Genomic DNA, 19,419 nt, shown 5'->3' with positions numbered 1-19,419 from the left:
TATACGACTTATATCACTTATATTACGACTTATATCACTTATATATAGTCTCTAAATCTCCACGATTCTTTGCCTCTTCTAGCAAATGACGGAACACAAAGTCGCCATGAACACCATCGTGCTCAAACTCGTTAGTAGTCCAATAATGAGAGTTAGAAATATGAGACAAAGTGTCTAGCTGAAGACCAGAATCAACATACAAGTCATCGAAATAAACCGCTGCTTGCAAAGGAACTTCATTATTTGCGAGTTGATCTAAGTCGTAAATCTTGCCAAATTGCATATCGTTCATCATGCAATCAACAGCTGGCAAGAACGGTTGCAAAGCTTTTTGCTGATCAAACATCCACGGAAACACAGCTTCGCCAGTAAACAAAAGCGGACGCGCACTGCCAGCAAACTCTGGCATTGTTTCTCGAACTTGCTGAGCTGCCCAACGAATTGGATGATCTAATTCACCATCCGCATAAATGAACTCTTGTAGTGGCCAATATAGCGGACTAGAAGATGTTGCATCCATAACGCCATAAAGAAACTCATCGCTTAAATAGCCATCTGCTGTTCCACCACCATGTTTAAACGCCTTAAGAGAGCCATCTCCATCCGAAAATGCAGAGTCAATAAGCCAATGAACTCTTTCAAAACTTGGCTTCATGCCAAAAGATGAACCAAGAGTCTGAAAGCGCTCAACCGTAAGCTTTTCGCCATTAGGCAAGAAAACATCTCCTTGAGAAATCCTATCTGCAATAGCTGCAGCGCGCGCAACATCCTGCGGATAACGCTCGTAGAATTGCTCAGTTTTTCTAGCCATACGCGGGAACGTGTGCTCGTAAACTTCTAGAGCATTAGCTGGAATGTGAGGAATACCGCCCGTTGTAAAGCTTGCAAGTAAGCCCTGTGGGAAAAGAGACAAATACGTAAGCGTTAAGAATCCACCATAACTTTGACCCAAAGAAACCCACGGCTTTGCATTAAACTCAGTTAAGCGCAAATGCTCAAAATCGCGAATAATAGAATCAGCTAAGAATCGCTTTAAATACCATGCTTGCCTCTCTACACTCACGCCGTCGTCTGCCATGCGCTTAATCGTAGAAGCATCTACTCTAGAAGAGCGCCCAACGCCACGCTGGTCTGGAAGAACAACACGAAAATGCTTAATTGCCTCTTGAATCCAACCATCGCTAGACGGCGAAAGCGGACGAGGGCACTGACCCCCTGGGCCTCCTTGCAAAAACACTAGCAAAGGCAAATCGTCATGCACATGTTCTGGAGCACAAATAACTCTGCAAAATAGGCGAATCGTCTCCCCTTTAATAGAATCGCCTGGAGTGTTTTGCTCCCAGTCTAAAGGAACATCGATTGCGCGCTCTTCTACATACAATCCTGGTACGTAATACTTTGCTAGCAGTGCCATTGTAAACATTCCTTTCTGCACTCGCATGCAACGTTGCAATAACAAATCACATACAAAAATACACACTCTTATATAAATAATACTAAAGTTCGATTGTTCTATAAAGTGCTGTGTACTAGCCTAGTAATTATGAAAATATCTCACACGTTTAACAAAGCCATACAACGCTTACGCACTGAGCTTACGCTAAACGATATATTGTGGGGCATTATTCCACTTATTCTTTTTACACTTTCAAGCAATCGGTATCCTATAAACAATGTTGACGGATTCTTGACGCAAAGTTCACTAATTACAACCTATCTTATAAATATTGTTGTTGCATCATTACTTTCAGTACGAAGAATATGGCCCGAACACACAGCTGTTATTTTTATTGTTGCATGCATTTTGCAAGTAATATTTGGCCCTACTCAACTTTTTGCTGATTTCTTTGGTTTTGTGCTGCTTGTTAATGCTATTGCTCGCGGAAATCCAGAACATTCAAAAGCTTTTGTTATTGCAGCTTACGTAACAACAGTATTATCTTGCGCAGCAATATCGTGGAATATTGTAATGGGGCCAATATATGGCATCAATCATTTAAAAGCTAGTTATTCTTGTAGTGTACAAAATATAAATAGCAGCAACATAAGAAACTGCTTTTCAAATGTACTTGATTTTGCAATTCCTTCCATAATTTTTGCGATTATTATTACTACAATTACGGTTATTATTGGCTACTGGCAGCGCACTCACGTGCATACTATTCAACTTTTACAAGAGAACAATAATGCTATTCGCGCGTACCGAAAGAAAGCTCAAAATATTGCTGTTACTGCAGAGCGCGCTAGAATCGCAAGAGATATGCACGATATTGTTGCTCACACGCTTTCTATTATTATTGTTCAAGCAGATGGTGGTCGTTATGCAGCAACCAAAGATATTTCGCTTGCTAAAAAAACAATGCATATTATTAAAAACGAAGCAGAGCGCGCCGTTCACGACATGCGTCGACTGCTAGAGGCTTTAACAGACGCTCCATCCGCTCAATTGGATTTTAATCACATACCTTCGCTTATTGAGCAAGCAAAAATTGCATCTCCTAATAACATTTTTTGGCACACTGTTGATGGCATAAATTCTCAAAATAGACTTAACACGGACGCACAAACCGTTGCATACCGCATTATTCAAGAATCTCTTACTAATATTCGGAAGCACGCAGGAAATGGCATTAAAATAAACATTCACGAACAGTGGAACGAACAAGGATTAACACTAAAAATCACAAACGAAGTACACAAGCTTGAAGCTAATCAAGAGCAAAATAGTGGTGTGCCACATAAAAATGGTTATGGTTTGATTGGCATGAAAGAGCGCATTGAAAATCTTCACGGAACGCTTGATTATGGAAAACTCAATGATGGAACATTTAGTATTGTTGCTTTTATTCCATATTCTTACAGCACAGACCAATCAAACACTACTGCTTCTGCACTAAATAGTATTCCTAATGTTAGTTATAAAAACGTAAAAGTTAATAATCCATTATCAACGCAAGAAAAACCAGAAAATACAAGCGATAAAACCTCATCAAAAGTTTTGCCAGCGACAAATAATTCACAAAATAGGATTGAGAAAGTATCACAATGGTTTGAACAACATTGGCTTATTGGCGATGTTATTTATGCATCACCTTGGACTGTTCTAATGCTTTTTATACCAACTTACGATTTTACTGTTGGAACTGGAATGACTTCACAATATTCAAGCTCGCTTTCATTACAAATACTTTATAGAATACTTACGCTTACTACTATGATTCCATTTATGTTTCGTAGAAAAGCTCCGACTACGTGCGCAATTGTTGCAGCAGCATTTTCTGCAATACAACTTATATGCTTGCCTAATATTTTATTTGCTAATTTCTTTATACCAACCATTGTTTATGCGGCTGTGCTCTATGGCAAAAAGCACGCATGGCAATGGGTTAGCGCAGTAGTGCTCGCCGAATCTGCTATTTTTGCTGTAAAAATTGGTGTTGCATCAAAAAATATTCCACAAAATGAAACTCCAATACGATTTTTTGCATCTAATGCGTACACAACTAATTTTTATGACATTATGCAAATGGCGTCCGTAGGATTAATTTTTGGTTTTATAGTTGCATTAATTTGTTTTGCTGCTATTGCATTTGCTTATTACCGCAGAAACGATGACAATAATTTGCTGATTCTAAAAGCGCGCAGAACAGAATTAGAACAAGAACAAAAACAGCTAGAAGTACTTGCAGCAAATGCCGAAAGGCAGCGTATTAGCGCAAATATTCAGCAAAAAGTTGCAGTTACATTGCATAAAGTAATTGATGCCGCAAATAGCGGAATTGATATGCTTAATAAATACGAAAAAACAAATAGTAATGCAGAAAATCAAAAGTCAAAAGAACCTGAGCAACTACAAGAACAAAGTGAAGCAATTAGTAAAGCTTTCAAAAATATTAGTGACGAAGGTCGTTCAGCACTAAAATATATGCGAAAATTGCTTGGAATTTTGCGAGAAACAGGATCAAGCGTTAATTCAGCAAATAATAGTGCAAATGTTTCTGAGATTGCGGTTCGCCCTGCTGCACCACTTGATGAGCAAATTCAACACAACGCATTAAACACAACACATTAAATAAGCAACAGTAAGTTGATACTATGGAACATATGGAAAACAATGAAGTAATTCGCGTAGCAATAGCAGACGATCAGGAGCTTGTGCGCGCAGGATTTGCTATGGTAATCAACTCGCAAAAAGACATGCAAGTTGTTGCGCAAGCTTCAAATGGCAATGAAATTGTAGAAGTTGCGTCAAAGGAAAATCCAGACGTTATTTTGATGGACGTGCGCATGCCTAACATGGACGGCTTGGAAGCAACTCGCAAAATTTTGCAAGAAGATGCTAATAGCAACACGCACATTATTATTTTAACAACTTTTGATTTAGACGAATACGTTATGGCTGCAATTCATACGGGCGCATCTGGATTCTTGCTTAAAGATACAGAGCCAGAAACATTGCTTAATTCAATACGAACTGTGTATCAAGGAAACGCAATTATTGCTCCAACTGCTACAAAGCGCTTAATTGAGTCGATGATTTCTAAGCCGAGCAACGAAAGTATTGCATCGGAAGAAGAAAATACAGAAAATGCGTCTAGAAGCAAACAAAACGCAAACGCTTACAATTCTTACTTAAATGATTTAACAGATCGCGAGCGCGAAGTACTCATTGAAATTGCTCACGGACTGTCTAACCAAGAGATTGCTGATAAACTGTTTATTAGCTTGCCAACAGTTAAAACGCATGTTGCTCATATTTTGGGAAAAATCGACGCAAGAGACAGAGTTCAAGCTGTTGTGTTCGCTTACGAAAATGGTCTTGTTTAATTATTCTTATAAAAATAAAAAATAATGCGGCTGTTCTTATAAACAATAAATCTTTTCTATAAAATAATGCGGCTGCAAAATTAATCTATTCTTCATTGAACGATCGAATTGCAACCGCATTTTAATTTTTTTATATTATTTGTGCTATTTATATTCGCATTAAGCTATTTTAGCTATCTGTATTTGATTATCAGCAATCCTAAGTTTTATTTAGAAAAGCGAATTTTGCCACCGCGACTCATATAAATACCTGCAGCTGCAGAACCACCTATTGCCATTGTTCCTACAACAGCGCCAGCAACTACAAGATTATTGTTGTTCGATGGTGCTTTTGCGTTATCGCTTTTAGCTTCAGATAACTTATCGGCTTCTTCAACAGCTTTGGAATCTTCTTTTACCTCTTCATTTTCCGTATTTTCATCTTTTTTATCTTCTTCAGTATTTTGAGAATCGCTTTTTTCGCTACTAGAAGCGTTATTTGCTTCGGATTCTGCTGGATGAGATACTGGCGATGCTGTCTGCGCTGCAACTGATGCAGTAGTGCTCACATTTGCGGAAGCAGCAGAAACATCTGACGCAGGAGAAACAGCAGATGCATTTTGTGAGTTTCCAACAGAAGCCGCAGGAATTTCCTTGGATGTAGCATTCTGTGGGATAACCTTTGATTCAGAAACTGGAGCAAATGGTGTTACAGAGGATTCTGCTGGGCGTGCTGCTACAGATGAAGAAGTAGTCGATTCAACTTCAACACTCTTCGCTTTAGATTTCTTAGATTCTAATGATTCTACTTGCGAAGATCTATATTCAGAAGATGCAAATTTATTATCTGAAGACCGCGAATCAACTTTAGAATCCTTCGGCTGAGTCTGCACAGAATCTTTTTCTTGTGCAGCTTTTTCTTCAATAACTTTAGTATCTGGAGATTTTACTTCTGGAATGGACTTCTCAACTTCTTTCTTCGACTTAGTAGAGTCATTTGGCGTATCAACTGTAGTATCTGACTCTGTACGTGGAGCTGGTGTAGGAGAATCCGGCTTCATTGTTTCTTCTTGAACCTTATTTTCTTCCTTATTAAGATCATTGATATCTACACCAAAATTATCCTTAAGTTTTCGTTCATATTCTGCTACTTGTTGCCTTGCATTTTGTGAATATATATTATATTTTCTCAAATCCTCTTCAGCAGAATTCAACTTTTTAGTATTGTCTCTAAGATTGTTTTCTATATTTTTTCTATCTTCATCTAGCTTGATTTTCTCTCCATTAAGACGATCAAAATCAGATTCAGAAGCAGATTCCATTCTGCGTTCTAATTCTTCAATTTTATCAGTTTTATTATTACTATCTTCCAATTCTTTTTTTACAAGTTCATTTAAAGTCTTAACTTTTATTTCTAATTCTTTTAACTTGTTTTCATAAATCTTTAAATTATTTTTTGCACTTTTACGACTAGAAAGTAATTCATCTTGTGTCTCTGGATCTTTAGCACCCAAATCTAAATCTTCTAATTTACCGAATTTGTTATCAGAAGCATCGACAACATTATTTGGTTCTGATCCACTTACAGCTTCTTGTGCCCACGCTGGCATTGGGCTTTGCATTAATAACAACACGATTCCTGCAATCACTGCGGCAGATTTTTTATTGACCGTTACCATATTCTTCTACTCCTTGCTCGTAGCGGCCTCATATTTAATTTATGCTTATGTCAGCAGTCAACCAAAGAGCATAACAGAGAAATAAATAAGATTCCAACGTCAAATAATCGAAAAATTTTTCGATTAACTTGTTATAACAAATATTTAATACTTAATTTTTTCGATTTTCCCGATAAAAATATAAATCCATATTAATAATATCTAAACAATTGTATTTTATGCATAAAATTTATTTATTTTTTTGATGTACATCACATTATTTTTTCTGCGTGTCGCACGTTATGTAGAAAAAAATAATGCTGATGCACAACTACACCAGCATTATTTCTGTTTTTATAATTAACTTAATATATGTTATAACAACATATAGTTTATTCTTCTGCGAGCGCAACTACTGGCGAAGACTTCACTGCTCTACGAGCCGGAAGAACGCTAGAAAGAAGCGCTGCAAGCAAAGCGATTAGAGCAAGAACCGCGTAAATAGCCCAATCAACTACAAACGGAACTTTGCCAATTACGCTAAACACCATGTAGGATCCAATCCACCCAAACACTGTTCCAACAATCAAGCCAGAAACGGTGCTTGTTAAGGAAATCAACGTTGCTTCCAACGCAAGAGATCTTCTAACCTGGCCTCTTGTCATGCCTATTGCGCGCAAAGTTGCAGATTCTTTGGTTCTCTCAATAACAGACAAGCTTAATGTGTTTGCAACGCCTATTAAAGCAATCACAACAGCTACTGCTATTAAGCCAACAAGCAACATCATCATTACGTCGATAGCACTCTCCCACTGCGCTCGCTCAAACACGCTTCCAGCAGCCATAACCTCCGCATAGCTAGATGTAATATTTCTAATATTTTTAACAATATCTACAAGATTAGCTTTGCTAGAATCTACCGAAATGAGCAGAATATGCGTTGTAGGCTTAAGGTAGTTATTGAAGTAAGATTTGCTAACAAAAGCAGTATTCCTTGAATATATATTAACATTTCTATACTTCTTAAACTGAACTTGCTTTACAGTAATGCTCTTATCGTTATTACTAGAGTCTGTATTCGTGCCAGTAAATGGCGTAATATTATCACTGTCTGTTTCACCAGAACTGTACTTTTCTACGTAAGCTTGCAGATCAAGGTTTCCTTTTTTAAGCTCAAAAGGTTCTCCACCTTCTTCATTAAACTTAGGCAAAAGTATAGAATCTTTGTTTATATTAACGCCATCAAGGTCAGTGTGCATTACATTTTTAAGTTGATTTACATTATCAACTCCAACTGCCATAGCATACTCAGTTTTGCCCTTAGCGTTCTTAAAAGTCATAGGAACTGCAGGAAGCAACTCAGTATGCTTTATTCCACTAATCTTTGAAATATCGGCAGCTAGAGATTCATCAACATTCTTGCCTTGAATAATAATGTCAACACTGTAACGGTCATCAACAACACCTTTAAGAGTTGCTTTACCACATATTGCGCCCGTTACTACTGTAGAAACAAGCGTTACGCCAATAAGCAAAGCCGTTCCAGTTGCTGCAACTCTTCTAGGGTTTCGTTGCACGTTTGCGTTGGCAACTTTAGAAGCAGGCCCACAAAGTGCCATGATTGCGCCAGTTGCCTTCATAGCGAACGGCATCCAGAATGTTGCTGTAATAATAATTCCGATGAAAACAAGCGCACAACCAAACATTGCTCCAAGCAAAGTCATCCAAGAGTCAGAACCAGCATTAGGTGACTTCCCAGCAATCATACTCGCTAAAGAAGTAGCACTTAAAGCAGTAGCTAAAATACCTACAACAATAAACAGAACGCCAAAAACAGCGCGAATAATGCTTGCACGCTTATCTTTAATCAAATCCATTGGTCGTAGCGCTTCCATAGGCGTTACTTTTGTAGCAGATCGCGCAGCACTCATAGACGCAAGAACTGTTACAATCGTGCCAATTGCTATTGGCCACACAATTGCCGGAAGTGAAACAATCAAAGGAATCTTAGATAACGGTCCAGAATTAATATTCACGTTACTAATTGCGCCCATAAATCCGATTGCGCAAAGCACACCAACAGCCGCGGAAATAACTCCAAGTATTGCAGCTTCAAGCAAAACTGCAGCATAAAGCTGGTGAGATTGTGCGCCAATTACGCGCAAAAGCGCAAGAGTTCGTCTGCGTTGAGCAACCAGCACTTGGAATGTGTTTGCTATAACAAGCGAAGAAATAAGCAACGCTAGAATACCAAAAGATAGCAAAAACATAGTCACAAAATTAGTGCCGTTAGACACATTTCGAACAGATCTCACACCAACTTCGTGCCTAGACATAAGAGAGAATCTCGAAGGAAGCAAAGCGTTAATCTTAGGAGATAAATCGTTTATTTTAGATTCATCAATACTCATGTACACTTTGCTTTGCACAACTTGATTGTCAAAATTCTCAATATTTTCGAGTTTTGCACAAAAATCGTTCGTTATGCCACCAAGATACGTGCCGCGATTTGAAAATGGTATTTGAGAATGTTCTCCATCGTCAACAAGACCAACCACACGAACATCGTACGATTTTTCTTTATCTCCGCCAGTGTCATCTACTTTAACCAAAGTTATAGTATCGCCAATATTTGCATGTATTGATTTAGCAATACTTTTAATAAGCGTGATTTCGCCTATTTCTTGCGGATCTCTACCTTCTGTTGATTTATACACAGGAAGATTTCCATACAAACCATTAGACCAAGCAATACTCGTAACTGATTTATCACCTTTTTCTACTCTTACAAGCGCAGTAGCATCGTCACTACGAATACCGTTAACACCAGGCATCTTCGATATTTCGTCTAAATGAAGATCTTTATAATGAATTTCACTACTCGGAGAACTGTTAGGATTTCTAAATGAGATTGCATAATTTGCGCTACCGAATTCATTTGTTGCGTTTCGAACCATCAAGTCATCAACGCTGTTTGCAAAAAGCAAAGTAGCGCTCATAAACATGCTGCCTATAAGAATTGCAATTCCAGAGGCGATTAGCATGCGCACGCTTTTACGCATAAGTTTTAGTGCGATTTTCCACATTCTAAGTTCACCACCTTTTATTGCAATTGAGCAGGCTGATTATTAACGCCAGCCTCGCTACGCTCCATAAGCATCTTGCTCATTCCTTCTGCAGTAGGATTTTGCACGTCTTCAACGATTTGACCATCTGCAAACACGATTGCTCGATCCGCGTAAGACGCTGCAACAGCGTCGTGAGTAACCATAATCACAGTTTGACCAAGCTCCGTTACAGACTTCTTCAAGAAATGCAAAACTTCCAAGCTGGAAGCAGAGTCGAGATTGCCAGTAGGCTCGTCTGCAAAAACTACGGAAGGCTTAGAGATTAAAGCTCGAGCAATTGCAACGCGTTGACGCTGACCACCAGAAAGCTCAGCAGGCCTATGCTTTAAACGATCTTGCAAGCCAAGAGTATTAACCAAAGTATTAAACCATTGCTTATCTGGCTTTTTGCCTGCCAAAGTAAGAGGCATAAGAATATTTTGCTCAGCGCTAAACATTGGAAGAAGATTAAAACTTTGGAAAATAAAACCAACCATCTCGCGGCGCATAAGCGTAAGCTGCTTATCACTCATGCCTGTAATATCTAGGCCGTCAACCAAAACTTTTCCAGAATTAACGCTGTCAAGACCAGCCAAAGAATGCATTAAAGTTGACTTTCCAGAACCCGAAGGACCCATAATCGCAGTAAACTTGCCGCGCTCGAAACTAACGCTTACATCTCGCAAAGCGTGAACAATGCCTGCACCCTTGCCAAAATCTTTAACAACATGCAAAGCTGCAACCGCAGTCTCGCCAATCAAACCTTCTTGAGCGGAATAATTCATTTGCGTAAAACGCGTATCTTGACTATTTTCAACACTCATTTTGCACCTCGCTTACTTTTGCAGTTCCTTACAAGTATTGGAATTACCTTACAATTACAATTTACGGGATTAAAAACGCATTCTCTATAGTGCGTAAGGCTGATATTCTCATTGAAATAATAGGAATTTTGATATAAAAATGCTCTTATATAAAATCGTCATACTTTAGTATGAGAAGCTTGCATAAGATTGTTAATGCTACAAGCTCAAATTTGCATTTCAAGCGATTAGTTAATGCAAAATAAGTCAATTTGGCAACTACAACACCATCAATTAAAGAATTTTTCTTAACATGATTAATATTTTTCCTTCAAAATAAGCATTACAAATCATGTGCTCGAATTTTTATAAATGTGCTTATTTATATCTAAAATAAATAAAAATGCATAAAATTAGTTACTTTATGTTCATTTTAATTGCTTATTTGTTAAGTTTAGTAATAAAAAGCTTATTTAATACACTCACCAAATGTCATGCAATATTGTAAAATATTAATCGACTACCAAAAATTTGGCGTATGCCAATATGAAACTCAAAGGAGATTTTCGCATGGTTTATAGAATGATTTTCAATCAGACTGCTTACTTCGGTCGCGGAGCAATCAAAGAGATTCCAAACGTTGCTAAAGCACACGGCTTTAAAAAAGCATTTGTAGTAACAGATCCTGTTCTTGTAAAAACTGGAACCGTTAAAAAAGTTACAGACGTTCTAGAATCAGCTGGTCTTCCATACGAAGTATTCGACAATGTAAAGCCAAATCCACCTGTTGAATGCATTCAAGACGGTGTAGAAAAGTTCAAGGTATCTGGAGCAGACTTCCTTATTGGACTCGGCGGCGGCTCTCCACAAGATACATGCAAAGGCATTGGAATTATTGTAGCAAACCCAGAGTTTGGCGACGTTCTTTCTCTTGAAGGCGTTGCAGATACAAAGAATCCTTCTGTTCCAATCTTTGGCGTGCCAACAACCGCAGGAACCGCATCCGAAACAACAATCAACTATGTTGTTACCGATACTGCAAAGCTTCGTAAATTCGTTGCAGTAGACCCTCACGATATTCCAATCGTTGCATTCGTAGACCCAGATCTCACCGATTCCATGCCACGCTCGCTTAAAGTTGCAACTGGTTTGGACGCACTCACCCATGCAATCGAAGGTTTCATTACTCCAGGTGCATGGAGCCTTTCGGATTGCCTGTCTTTGCAAACAATTCGCATGATTGCACAAAACCTTGCAAAGAGCGCAGATGGAGACGTTCCAGCAGGCGAACAAATGGCTTACGCAAGCTATATAACTGGCATGGCATACTCCAACGTTGGTTTGGGCTTAGTTCACGGCATGGCTCACCCACTCGGTGGTCGCCTTGGCGTTGCTCATGGCGTTGCAAACGGAATTTTGCTCGCTCCTGTTATGGAATACAACAAGGATTACACTGGCGAAAAGTATCGCGATATTGCTGCAGCATTCGACGTTCCAAACGCATACACAGATGACCTCGAAACCGTGCGCAATGCTGCTGTAAAGGCAGTTCACGACTTAACTGTTAAGCTTGGAAATCCTACTAAGATTAGCGAGGTTGGAGCTAGTGAGGCAGATATTGAAGGCTTAAGCCACGACGCTTTGGCAGATGTTTGTACTCCAGGAAACCCACGCAAGGCCACTTTGGAAGACATTCGCAAGATTTACACAAGCTTGATGTAGTATTGGCGTAGTCTTCTAAAAATAAGCAAACAATAAATAAATACGCAATATTTAGAACAAACAATTTGTGGACGCAATTTATCTTGATTTAAGTTGCGTCCACATTTATTTGATTTATGTCATAAGCCATAAATCATAAGTCAAATTCTATATCTAATAACTCTTCTATCAATCGACAACAGTCTGAGTGCTTTCTCGAATAACAATATGCGCAGGAAGAACCAGTTGATTCTCAATCTCCTTACCTTCCCTAATCTCAAGAATCATTCTAATAGCATTCTTTGCTATTGAGTCAAAAGGCTGATTAACAGTTGTTAAAGATGGCATCAAATACTGTGCAGGATACACGTCATCAAACCCAGCTACAGAAAGCTCAGATCCTAACTTAATACCGCGTTCGCGAGCAGCGCGATACACATTTACAGCTGTAATATCGTTGCAAGCAAAAATAGCAGTAGGACGCTTTTCTTCAGGCAAATCCAAAATCTTACAAGCCATTTCATAGCCACGTTCAGGAAGATAATCCCCCTCTTTAACCAAATCTTTATCAATCGTCAAGCCAGACTGCTCCATTGCAGCGTTATAGCCAGCAAATCGGGCTACACCAGATTGAACATTAAGAGGACCAGTTATAACGCCTATTCTCTTATGCCCCAGATTAATCAGATGTTTTGTAAGCTCATAAGCTCCTGTCCAATTATCGATTGAAATCGTGTGATCTTCCCCATTAGAAAGAGACACGGGATCAATTATAATCAACGGAATATTTCGCATACGCAAAAATTCCTTATCTTTCTGCGTAAGATCAGACATTTGAGATATAACACCAAGAGGATTTCTATCTACAATTCCACGCAAACATTCATCACGTTTCTTACCATTATCGGTTTGAGCGACTGTAAGAGCTAATCCTTCTCTTTGCGCCCAACGAGATGCGTAAGTAATCATCTCAATCGTGCCATTATTTGCCACATAATCTACTAATAATTCAATTGTCGGAGATACCTTAGTGCTTACAAGCGAATACTCGCGCCCACTTTTTAAAAGAACTTCTTCTACTTTTTTGCGAGTCTCATCTGAAACGCCAGTTCTACCGTTAATAACCTTTGAAATTGTAGAAGGCGATACCCCCGCCTTTTTAGCCAACTCCGTTATGCGAGGTTTTGAAGATTCATTTTCAGCAATGCTAGTTGCGTGACTACGAGTTGGCATATGCACTCTCCTAATTCCTATATTCCTATGCTCATATGCTTATAAGTCGCAAAATTTTCTTAAGTCGCAAACAAATGCAGAGAAAATTTCTTACTTAATTTTGCATTAATTCTCAGCAATGCGAAAATTCAAAAAATAGAAAAACCGCATTATTGCCTGACGTATCAAGCCTAATAGAAATAATATCATATATTATTTCGCTACAGACTATGCAAAGTCGCGAAATTTTCTTATGACACGCCGAATAATCAGAATTTAACAGATAACATCGATGCCAAAAGTATTCATTTTTTAACAGTTATAAAAGATAAAAGCTCAATTTTTCAATATTCTTAAAATCCGAAATATGACATTTATCACAAAACGCGAGATTAGGAAAAATTCGCAAAAAATTATTTACGAAAATTTCCTAACAATTAGAACATTTTTCTATTATTTTGTTATAAAATATAGGAGTAGGTCACAACGATCTTAAAGCAAAGGAGCACAAATCGTTATGAGTACAATTACATCAGTAAAAACCTATGATTTTAGATTCCCTACGTCGCAAACGCTTTCTGGATCCGACGCAATGAACAAAGATCCAGATTATTCATCCGCATACGTAGAAATCAAAACCAGCCTAGACGATGGCATTAAAGGTGTTGGATTTGTATTTACGATTGGCCGCGGCAACGATGTTGTTTGCGCAGCAATCGACTCCATGTCTCAAGTGCTTATTGGCAGAAACGTAGAAGAATTACTAGACAACATGCGACTTGCATGGGATCTTTTTGTTCACGACTCACAACTTCGCTGGCTAGGTCCTGAAAAAGGCGTAGAACACATGGCAATTGGCGCGATTTTAAGCGCATTGTGGGATATTAAAGCAAAGCGAGCTGGAAAGCCATTGTGGCGCTTGCTTGCCGAGATGGATCCAAAGGAATTAGTCTCTACACTCGACTTCCGCTACATGACAGACGCTTTAAGGCCAGAAGAAGCAATCGAATTCTTGCAAGATGGCCAAAAAGGCAAGGAAGAGCGAATTGCAGACTTGCTTGTAAACGGCTACCCAGGATACTCCACTGCCGCAGGCTGGCTCGGTTACAGCGACGAAAAGATGGTTGCAATCGCTAAGGAAGAATCGCAAGTTAAAGGCTTTAAGCAAATTAAGCTTAAGGTCGGTCAAAATGTAGACGACGATTTAAGAAGACTCGCACTCGCTCGCGAAGCAATCGGCCCAAATGTTCGACTTGCAGTAGACGCAAACCAAGTGTGGGATGTTCCAACAGCAATTACTTGGATTAATCGCTTCCACGACTTCGACTTAGCTTGGGTAGAAGAGCCAACAAGCCCAGACGATGTTATTGGACACGCAACAATCGCCCGCGCAATCAACCCAATACCAGTTGCAACTGGCGAGCAAATGCAAAGCAGAATCATGTTCAAGCAATACTTGCAAGCAAACGCATTTGGAATCATGCAAATCGACGCAACTCGAGTTGCAGGTCCACAAGAAGTTGTTCTCGAATACTTGCTTGCACGTAAGTTTAACAAGCCAGTTTGCCCACACGCAGGTGGCGTTGGATTGTGCGAAGCCGTATGCCACTTTGCAATGTTTGATTATGTTGCAGTTTCTGGAACAAAGGAAGGTCGCATGATTGAATACGTAGACAATCAGCACGAGCACTTTGTACATCCAACACAAATCAAGAATGGCAATTACGTTGCGCCAACCGCCCCAGGTAATGGCACTGAGATGACGCTGGAAACAGCCGAAAAGTACCTTTATCGCGGCTAAAAATAATAAAAAATAAGTGGCTAATCGCATAGTGATTAACGATTAGCCACTTGTAAAAATAACAAATCATAGAATTTTATAATTTAAAAATTAACTAAAAGCAAACCACATCATTTAACAAAGGAGTTCATTATGGATTTGCATTTGGAAGGCAAGGTTTTCATTGTAACAGGTGGATTCAAGGGAATTGGTAAAGGCATTACGCTTCAACTTGCTCGAGAAGGCGCAATTCCAGTAGTTATTAACCGCGCAGATGCTGCAGAAGAAACATTCCGCAAAGATATTGAGCAATACACAAAGAACTACGATGTTTATCTTCTCGACTTGAACGACACGGACGAGATTGCACCAATTATTGAAGAAACCTATAAGAAGTATGGTCATATTGACGGCATTGTAAATAACGCTGGCGTTAACGACAACAAGGATTTGGAATCCACTTCTTGGCGCGACTTCGAGAAGTCGATTCACGGAAACCTCACTCACTACTACGAAACTGTTCATGCTGCTGTAAAGTACTTGAAGGAAAGCCACGGAGCTGTTGTGAACATTTCTTCTAAGACTGCTCTAACTGGCCAGGGCAAGACTAGCGCTTATGCTGCTGCAAAGGGCGGAATCTTAGGCTTGACTCGCGAATGGGCTGCAGCTCTTGTCCATGATTGCGTTCGCGTAAACGCGATTGTTGTTTCAGAATGCTGGACTCCACTGTATGCAGATTGGATTAAGACATTTGGTGACGAAGCTGCTCAGCAAGCTCGCTTGAAGGTTATTACAGACAAGATTCCTCTGGAAAACCGCATGACTACTACGGAAGAGATTGGAAACGAAGCTGCATTCCTGCTTTCGGATCGCTCTTCGCACACCACTGGTCAGTGGGTATTCGTTGATGGAGGCTACGTGCATCTTGATCGCGCTTTGTCTTAAATCACAAATGCAAATTTAAGATTAATGCAGTTTAGCTAGTAAATGGTGCGCAATGCGAATGTGTGTTTGCGCACCATTGCACAAAATCATTTAAGAACTTAAAATCTTAAACTTTTAGAATTATTCTCACACAGGAGTGACGATGACTACAAAAGAAAACGACAATGCCGTCGTTAAGAATAGTAAAAATGGCTCAAAAGCTATGATTGCCATCGTATTGGTAACATCTTTGTTCTTTGTATGGGGCTTGACCATGAATTTGGTCAATGCACTGAATTCACCATTTGGCAATTATCTTGAACTGAATAATACTCAAAAAGCATTGCTGCAGGTAGCATATTTTGGCGCATACTTCGTTATGGCAATTCCTGCAGGCTTAATCGCAAAGCGTTTTGGATACAAGGGCGGCGTTATTAGTGGCCTCGCACTCTTTGCTCTTGGCGCATTTGCGGTAATCCCTGCAACAGCTACCGCAAGCTACGCAATGTTCCTAGTTGCAATGTTTGTTATAGCGTTGGGCGCAGCAACTTTGGAAACGAATTGCAACCCTTACATTACTAAGCTTGGCGATGAGAAGGGCGAATCCTTTAGAATCAACATGGCACAGAGCTTCAACGGAGTTGGAAACATTGTTGGACCTCTTATTCTTGGTCAAATTTTAGGCAAAACTGTTGCTAAGAACGAGCCAGGCTTCGACGTTGCTAAGCTAAAGTTCCTTGGCGATACTCGCTTGATTTACATTGTTATTGGCATTGTTCTTATTGCGATTATTGCAATCTTCTTCTGCTTTAAACTCCCTACTCCTCCAGGAGACGTTGAGGCAGACCAGGAAAGCAAGGGTGATTCTTCCTTCATTCATCTTATGAGCAAGCCATACTTTACTCTTGGAATTATTGCAGAATTCATCTTTATTGGACTTCAAGTTGCTGGAATGGCAATGTTCTCCGACTTTGCTCTAAAGCATTGGGGTACTGGAATCACCACTGGTGTTGCTGCTTCTATGCTTGCAATCGTTTCCTTAATGTTTACAATCGGCCGCTTTGTTACAACTCCTTTGATGGCAAAGTTTGATGGTGGCAAGATTCTTGGATTGTACATGACTTTAAGCGCAGTGCTTATGTTTGTTGCATTCCTTGGACTTGGTCAGATTTCTGTAATCGCCTACATTGTAGCGTACTTGTTTATCTCCATTGGCTTCCCAACAATCTTCTCTCTTACTCTTAAGGGAATTCATGGAGCAGCAGCAAAGACTGGTTCTTCTGCACTCGTTATGAGCATTGTTGGCGCTGCAATCATTCCGTTAGTTTTCGGTTTGGTACAAGATTTTGCTGGAATCGAAGCCGCCGTATTGCTCACAGTTCCAGGATTCTTGTATGTTGCTTGGTACGCTCTTTGGGGCTCAAAGATTGGTCTTGTAGAAGCTAAATAATTCGCGAATAACTACAAAGTCTTTACAAAGTTTTTATTTGAAAGTCTTTAGAAAGGAAAATTTATTATGTCTCAACTTCGTATTTTGGATTCACATTTTCATATTTGGGATCCAACAAAGCAAGTCTTGCCTTGGCTTGATGGCTTAGACAAGTTAAACCACACTTTTACTCTAGAGCAGCTAGAAAAAGAGTATGCAGATTTAGGAGTTGACTTCCTCGGCGGCGTATACGTTGAGGTTGATGCTGCAGACCACGAGCTAGAAGATAGGCTTATTGGCGAAAATCCTAATCCTAAAATTCTAGCTAAAATGCTTAGAGTCACGTTGGATCCGTTTATGCGCGTTCCAATTCACGCAACCGGTATTCGCGAGCCTCTTCATATTCCAAGCGAGCCACGCGGACGTTGCCTAGAGCCTTCGTTTATTGGTGGTCTTAAGGCAATGGCGAAGAAGGGCATGCCTTTCGAGCTTTGCAATCGTGGCGAAGAACTTGGAGATATGGCTAAAGCTTTTGAGCAAGTTCCAGAAGTTACTGTTGTTCTAAACCATTTGGGCAATGTTCCAGGATTAGACGACGATTCTTGCAATGCTTTGCGTGCGTTTGCAAAGCTTCCACACAGCTATATTAAGATTTCGGGAGATAATCCAGTAAATCCAGATATTGTTAAGTTTGTAAAAGACACCTTTAGCCCTGATCGCCTACTCTTTAGCTCCAATTGGCCAGTTGTTAAGTTGAATTCTTCACTTAAGCAGCATCTTGACTTAATGGTTGAGCTTTTCGGCGACGACGAAGATTTCTTTATGAATAATGCAAAGAAGGCGTATGGTATTAAACTGTAATTAATTAAGTTATTTGAATAATCGATTTGAATAATCATTGCTTATGGGGTGTAAGATTTTGCCAGTTAAAGTCTTATACCCCATAATTCAATACACAAAATAATTCAATACACAAAATAATTAAATAAAAGGACGAATTTTATGACTACTTCTAGTAGCGCAAAGCTTGATTTGCATGCTTTTAAGGGCGTTTTCTGCCCATCAATAACTGTAAGCAAAGATGACGGAAGCATTGACTACAACTTATGGGCAAAGCACTTAGACCATCTGATTGATGCTGGGATTAATGGCATATTGATTTTTGGCAGCATCGGCGAATTCTACGCATATCCACTTAGCGTAAAAAAGGAAGCTGCTAAGTTTGCTATTGAACACGTTAATCACAGAGTTCCAGTTCTTATAGGCGTTGGAAACACAAATCTTAACGAAGTACTTGACTTTACTAAGTTTGCGGAAAATTGCGGAGCAGACGCTGTTGTAGCTGTATCTCCATACTACTTTGGACCAACCGAACAAACCGCAGAACGCTACTTTGGCGCAATTGCTAACGCAACTAGCTTGCCCGTTATTCTATACAACTTCCCTGCTCGAACTGGCAGCGATTTAACACCAAGCTTAGTTGCAAGTCTTGCTGAAAAATACCCGAATATTGTTGGTATTAAAGATACGGTAGATACTATAAGCCATACTCGCGCAATGATTGAAGCCACTAGACGCGTAAACCCAGATTTCGTTGTTTTCTCTGGCTTTGATGAGTATTACACTCCTAACAGGATTGCTGGAGGAAACGGCGTGATTTGTGGACTTACTAATGTAGAGCCAGAAACTTTTGCAGCTTTACACAAAGCGTATGAGGCTGGCGACTTTGCGCATCTTATTGAATGCGCTAAAAGAATCAGCCATTTGATGGCAGTTTACAACACTACCGACTTGTTTATTTCTGCCATTAAAGCTGCTGTAAATCTTAAGGGATTGCCGATTAGCACGCTTGTTCGCGAGCCTGCAAGTCAAGTTAATAGCGAGCAAATCGAAGCAATTCGTGCGCTGCTTAAGTAACTAAGTCACTCGTAATAAATCAAGAATAAAAGGAATAAACCCGCACAACGTTAAGAAGTGCGGGTTTGTTTTGTATTGACTT

At 39.5% G+C, this 19,419-nt stretch carries 13 protein-coding genes; 8 read left to right on the top strand and 5 right to left on the bottom strand.

All coding sequences use genetic code 11. The features are described 5' to 3' along the window. Positions 1-34: 34 nt before the first annotated feature. Positions 35-1,414, bottom strand: a complete 1,380-nt coding sequence (locus HXT60_RS02540; protein ID WP_004111864.1) for an alpha/beta fold hydrolase — start codon at positions 1,412-1,414, stop codon at positions 35-37. Between the two features lie 129 nt (positions 1,415-1,543). Here HXT60_RS02540 and HXT60_RS02535 point away from each other — a divergent pair, with 129 nt between their 5' ends. Both HXT60_RS02535 and HXT60_RS02530 read left to right on the top strand, forming a co-directional pair. After that, positions 1,544-4,072, top strand: coding sequence for a sensor histidine kinase (locus HXT60_RS02535; RefSeq protein WP_004115295.1), 2,529 nt, complete (start codon positions 1,544-1,546; stop codon positions 4,070-4,072). A gap of 23 nt (positions 4,073-4,095) precedes the next feature. Then, positions 4,096-4,827, top strand: coding sequence for a response regulator (locus HXT60_RS02530; protein ID WP_013399561.1), 732 nt, complete (start codon positions 4,096-4,098; stop codon positions 4,825-4,827). 206 nt (positions 4,828-5,033) lie between these two features. Here HXT60_RS02530 and HXT60_RS02525 read toward each other — a convergent pair whose 3' ends face one another. The 3 genes from HXT60_RS02525 to HXT60_RS02515 all read right to left on the bottom strand — a co-directional run bounded on the left by HXT60_RS02525 (position 5,034) and on the right by HXT60_RS02515 (position 10,395). Beyond that, the gene (locus HXT60_RS02525) at positions 5,034-6,485 is read right to left on the bottom strand and encodes a hypothetical protein (protein ID WP_004111876.1); all 1,452 of its coding nucleotides are present in this window, start codon (positions 6,483-6,485) and stop codon (positions 5,034-5,036) included. A 371-nt stretch (positions 6,486-6,856) separates the two neighbouring features. Further along, on the bottom strand, positions 6,857-9,550 hold the full coding sequence (locus HXT60_RS02520) for an ABC transporter permease (protein ID WP_101890188.1): 2,694 nt from the start codon (positions 9,548-9,550) through the stop codon (positions 6,857-6,859). A gap of 17 nt (positions 9,551-9,567) precedes the next feature. Then, positions 9,568-10,395 carry an ABC transporter ATP-binding protein gene (locus HXT60_RS02515; protein ID WP_004111879.1) on the bottom strand — a complete coding sequence of 276 codons (828 nt, stop codon included), beginning with the start codon at positions 10,393-10,395 and terminating at the stop codon, positions 9,568-9,570. Positions 10,396-10,944: 549 nt separating this feature from the next. On the opposite strand from HXT60_RS02515, the gene fucO reads away from it, so the two are divergent. Beyond that, on the top strand, positions 10,945-12,096 hold the full coding sequence (fucO, locus tag HXT60_RS02510; protein WP_004111880.1) for a lactaldehyde reductase: 1,152 nt from the start codon (positions 10,945-10,947) through the stop codon (positions 12,094-12,096). Positions 12,097-12,264: 168 nt separating this feature from the next. On the opposite strand, the gene HXT60_RS02505 is transcribed toward fucO, so the two are convergent. Continuing rightward, on the bottom strand, positions 12,265-13,308 hold the full coding sequence (locus tag HXT60_RS02505) for a LacI family DNA-binding transcriptional regulator (RefSeq protein WP_004115320.1): 1,044 nt from the start codon (positions 13,306-13,308) through the stop codon (positions 12,265-12,267). A gap of 496 nt (positions 13,309-13,804) precedes the next feature. Here HXT60_RS02505 and HXT60_RS02500 point away from each other — a divergent pair, with 496 nt between their 5' ends. From HXT60_RS02500 to HXT60_RS02480, 5 genes are all read left to right on the top strand, one after another. Next, complete coding sequence (locus HXT60_RS02500) at positions 13,805-15,088, top strand: enolase C-terminal domain-like protein (RefSeq protein ID WP_004111883.1); 1,284 nt, start codon at positions 13,805-13,807, stop codon at positions 15,086-15,088. Positions 15,089-15,220: 132 nt separating this feature from the next. Continuing rightward, on the top strand, positions 15,221-16,012 hold the full coding sequence (locus HXT60_RS02495; RefSeq protein WP_004111884.1) for an SDR family oxidoreductase: 792 nt from the start codon (positions 15,221-15,223) through the stop codon (positions 16,010-16,012). Between the two features lie 142 nt (positions 16,013-16,154). Continuing rightward, positions 16,155-17,441 (top strand): MFS transporter, encoded by a 1,287-nt coding sequence (locus HXT60_RS02490; RefSeq protein WP_004111886.1) that lies wholly within the window; start codon positions 16,155-16,157, stop codon positions 17,439-17,441. Positions 17,442-17,507: 66 nt separating this feature from the next. Continuing rightward, positions 17,508-18,281 carry an amidohydrolase family protein gene (locus tag HXT60_RS02485; RefSeq protein ID WP_004111888.1) on the top strand — a complete coding sequence of 258 codons (774 nt, stop codon included), beginning with the start codon at positions 17,508-17,510 and terminating at the stop codon, positions 18,279-18,281. Positions 18,282-18,422: 141 nt separating this feature from the next. Beyond that, a complete protein-coding gene (locus HXT60_RS02480; protein WP_101890185.1) occupies positions 18,423-19,337 on the top strand; it encodes a dihydrodipicolinate synthase family protein in 915 nt (304 codons plus the stop codon). Positions 19,338-19,419: the final 82 nt, after the last annotated feature.

The organism is Gardnerella sp. KA01002 (assembly GCF_049244015.1).
Lineage (GTDB): Bacteria > Actinomycetota > Actinomycetes > Actinomycetales > Bifidobacteriaceae > Bifidobacterium > Bifidobacterium vaginale.
Note: the sequence above shows the minus strand (reverse complement) of the source record. Positions and strands in the feature narration are given on the sequence as shown.

Bases quoted from the DNA above. Each gene is read 5' to 3' on its own strand.
- HXT60_RS02540 (WP_004111864.1), bottom strand. From the start codon at position 1,414: ATGGCACTGCTAGCAAAGTATTACGTACCAGGATTGTATGTAGAAGAG.
- HXT60_RS02535 (WP_004115295.1), top strand. From the start codon at position 1,544: ATGAAAATATCTCACACGTTTAACAAAGCCATACAACGCTTACGCACT.
- HXT60_RS02530 (WP_013399561.1), top strand. From the start codon at position 4,096: ATGGAACATATGGAAAACAATGAAGTAATTCGCGTAGCAATAGCAGAC.
- HXT60_RS02525 (WP_004111876.1), bottom strand. From the start codon at position 6,485: ATGGTAACGGTCAATAAAAAATCTGCCGCAGTGATTGCAGGAATCGTG.
- HXT60_RS02520 (WP_101890188.1), bottom strand. From the start codon at position 9,550: ATGTGGAAAATCGCACTAAAACTTATGCGTAAAAGCGTGCGCATGCTA.
- HXT60_RS02515 (WP_004111879.1), bottom strand. From the start codon at position 10,395: ATGAGTGTTGAAAATAGTCAAGATACGCGTTTTACGCAAATGAATTAT.
- fucO (WP_004111880.1), top strand. From the start codon at position 10,945: ATGGTTTATAGAATGATTTTCAATCAGACTGCTTACTTCGGTCGCGGA.
- HXT60_RS02505 (WP_004115320.1), bottom strand. From the start codon at position 13,308: ATGCCAACTCGTAGTCACGCAACTAGCATTGCTGAAAATGAATCTTCA.
- HXT60_RS02500 (WP_004111883.1), top strand. From the start codon at position 13,805: ATGAGTACAATTACATCAGTAAAAACCTATGATTTTAGATTCCCTACG.
- HXT60_RS02495 (WP_004111884.1), top strand. From the start codon at position 15,221: ATGGATTTGCATTTGGAAGGCAAGGTTTTCATTGTAACAGGTGGATTC.
- HXT60_RS02490 (WP_004111886.1), top strand. From the start codon at position 16,155: ATGACTACAAAAGAAAACGACAATGCCGTCGTTAAGAATAGTAAAAAT.
- HXT60_RS02485 (WP_004111888.1), top strand. From the start codon at position 17,508: ATGTCTCAACTTCGTATTTTGGATTCACATTTTCATATTTGGGATCCA.
- HXT60_RS02480 (WP_101890185.1), top strand. From the start codon at position 18,423: ATGACTACTTCTAGTAGCGCAAAGCTTGATTTGCATGCTTTTAAGGGC.